The sequence below is a fragment of the Nonomuraea antri genome (assembly GCF_013283785.1).
GTDB lineage: Bacteria > Actinomycetota > Actinomycetes > Streptosporangiales > Streptosporangiaceae > Nonomuraea > Nonomuraea antri.
In genome coordinates this window covers 1-3198 of the sequence record NZ_JABCPZ010000449.1, presented here as the reverse complement: position 1 = coordinate 3198, position 3198 = coordinate 1, and the positions used below count along the sequence as shown (strand labels likewise).

Here is a 3198-nt window from a genome sequence, read left to right as displayed (position 1 = left end):
GCCGGGGTGGGTGGACGGGTCGAGAGTGGCGGCGTTGCCGGGGATCGGTGCGCCAAGCGGGCTGTTGCGATCGTGCGGGAACTCACCGGAAGACGCGGCGCCCGTCCGGGCAGTGTCGGTCCGGGCAGTGCCGGATGACGCGACGCCGAAGGCCCCGGTACTGGAGTTCCCAGTGCCGGACGACGAGGTGGCAGATGACGCTGTGCCGGAAGGCGCAGGCGTCGTGCCGGGTGGGGTGCTTGGACGGCCGTCGGAGTCCGTCGTGGACGAGCGGGTCTGGATGAGGACGCGGCGCGACCGGGGCAGAGCGGCGATCTCCGGCGTAGGCAGATCCAGTACCACCTGGGTCGGCAGCGGTTCGAGCCACGGGCTCGGCTGACCAGGCACCCTGGCCAGCCGGGTGGCCTCGATCAAGGCGTCGGCGACGATGCTGAGGTCCGTGACCGCGGACGTCTCGGTGGACTCGGGGGCCATGGGGAGCGCCTTGCCGAGTGAACGCCAGCTCAGGTCGATGACCCGCAGATTGGTCACCGGCTCGGCCGACGCGGCGGGGCTGCGGCCGCCGACCCTGGCCGTCTGCACGGCGACCGCCGCCCCCGCCCCCGACCGTACGTAACAGCGGCCGGGAGTGGACTTGGAGATGTGGGCGGCGTCCGGTTGGTCGATGATGTCGCCGGACTCGGTCGGCTCGGTGACACGCAGTGCGATGCGCAGCGATGTGTTGGCCTGGATGTCGGCCGTCACGACGCCGGCCGGGCGCTGGGTGGCCAGGATCAGGTGGATGCCCAGCGAGCGGCCTCTACGGGCGATGTCGACCAGACCGGCGACGAAGTCGGGCAGTTCGGCGACCAGGGCCGCGAACTCGTCGATGATCAGCACCAGTCTGGGCATGCCGTCGCCGGTGTAGTCGTCGATGTCCTTGGCGCCCGCGGCCAGCAGCAGCCGCTCTCTGCGGCGGATCTCGGCCGCCAGCGAGTCGAGCGCGCGCTGGGTCAGGTGACCGTCGAGGTCGCTGACCATGCCGACGGTGTGCGGCAGGCGTACGCACTCCTTGAACGCGGCGCCGCCTTTGTAGTCGATCAGCACGAACGTCAGCTGGTCGGGACGGTTGGCCACCGCGAGCGAGCAGATCAGCGTCTGCAGCAGCTCCGACTTACCGGCGCCGGTGGTGCCCGCGATCAGGGCGTGCGGGCCGTCGTACTTCAGGTCGATCGAGAACGGGCCGTCAGGGCCGATGCCGATGAGCGCCGTGGTCGAGCCCTGTTTCCGCCAGCGTCCGGCCAGCTCCTGACCGGACGGGCTGGGCATGCCGAGCAGGTCGAGCAGGCGCACCGCGCCGGGCAGGTTGCCCGCCTGGTCTTCCCTGCTCACGTCGCGGATGGCGGACAGGGCTCTGGCCACCCGGTCGCACCAGAGCGGGGAGACCAGGTCGGTCAGGATCGGGCCGATCACGTCGAGCCCGCCGCCCTGCAACCGGACGAGACCGTCTGGACCGCACGCGGCCACCGTCTGGCACTCCTCGGGCAACAGGCGCTGGTCGTCGTCGATGGCCAGGGTGAAGACGCCGGTGCGCGGGCCCTGGCGCAGCACCTGCGGCATGTTGGGCAGGCCGCGCAGGGCCTGGGCGCCGTCGAGCACCACCAGCACGTCGTACGGCCGGACGTCGTAGGTCGAGAACGTGGGCTTCTCCGGCCCGCCCAGGTCGTCCCAGCCGGTGGGGACCTTGCCGAGCTCGGGGATCGTGGTGTTCTGACGTTCGTCGATGAGCGCGGCGAGCTCGGCGACGCGGCGGGCGGCCGACTCGGGGTCGGTGCCGACCAGCGTCACGCACTCCTCGCCGCCGTGCGGGACGCAGTGCGGCAGCCAGCGCACCCAGCCCCAGCGCCGCTCGCCGTCGGCGTGCGCGGAGATGACCACGATGGCCAGGTCGCGCGGGCTGTGCAGGGTGGCGGCCTGGGCGATCAGCCAGCCGGCGAGACCGGACGCGACGTCGCGCGGCCCCGTGACGCCCGCGACGCCGAGCTTGCGCATGGCCAGCGCCACCGGCACGGAACGGCAGATCGGCGGCGGCAGCCGGTCTCCATGGTCTTCGGAAAGCTCCAGGTTGGCGGGCAGGTCAGCCAGGCCGACGCGGAGCCGGAGCGCGTCGGCGTCGTGGATCCTGCGTTCCCACAGCCGCCGGCGCGGCCCGGTCGCGGTGAGCAGGATCTGCGCCGGGTCGGGGGCGTCGGACCTGCGGGTCAGCTCGTCCTGGACCCGCGCCTCCTCGACGGCGGCCTCGTACTCCTTGACCTGCTCGGCGTATTCCTTGAGCGCCTTCCTGTACTGCTTCTTGCCGTGACGGCGGTCGCTCCACCACTGCCCGATCATGATGATCGGCGTCATCAGCGCGACGAGCAGGTAGTACCAGACCTGCAACGCGATCGCGAGCGTCACACCCAGCACGGCGGGCAGGAACGCGGCGAGGAGCTGCAGGCGCATGCCCTCGTTGCGGGTGGGCTCCTTCGGCTTGACGTACGTGCGCTGCGGCTCGGGACGCCTGAGCCTGGGCGGACGGTTGTAGGACAGGCCGCCTTCCATCCTGGGCGCCAGATGGGCGTCTCTGGGCTCGATCGCGGTCAGCACGAAGACGGACGAACCGCACGTCAGCACGGCCTCGTCCGGCCAGTCGACGACGTCTTCCACCGGACGGCCGTCGAGCTCGGGGATCGCGCCGTACTCGGCGGCGAACTCGGCGGCCTCCCGCTCGTCGACGCGCGCGGTCATCTCGGCGACCTCGTCGGCCCAGCGGCCCTTCAGCTTCAGCTTGGGGGCTTGTCCGGGTGGTAGGTGCCTGGCGCGTTCGACGGTGATCGCGTCGGGGGTCATCCGTACGGTGACGGCCTCCGGGGGCAGCGTGGGATCGGCCACGGCGATCGCGCACATGGGGTCGGAGCCGATGACGTGCGCGCCGAGGCCCAGCCGGTGCACGGCGCCCGCGGCCGGGCCACCCACGACGCGGACCTCGGCCACGCCGACCGGTTCCTCGATGATGGTGGCGCGGGCCAGGCGAGGGTCGAGGGTGACCTTGTCGCCGTCGTGCAGGACGGCTTTGGCCGGGGCACGCGGATCCAGGGGACGGCCGTTGCGGAAGAGGGGCAACGGCCCGCTCACGTTGCCGCCGGGACCACTTCCCCAGCCGCTGGGACTGCTTCCCCC

1 protein-coding gene is annotated in these 3198 nt (G+C 72.0%); it reads right to left on the bottom strand.

Translation table 11 applies throughout. From position 1 onward, the window contains the following. On the bottom strand, positions 1–3153 hold a 3153-nt coding region (locus HII36_RS54210), incomplete at its 3' end, for an FtsK/SpoIIIE domain-containing protein (RefSeq protein WP_328808319.1). Between the last annotated feature and the right edge of the window lie 45 nt (positions 3154–3198).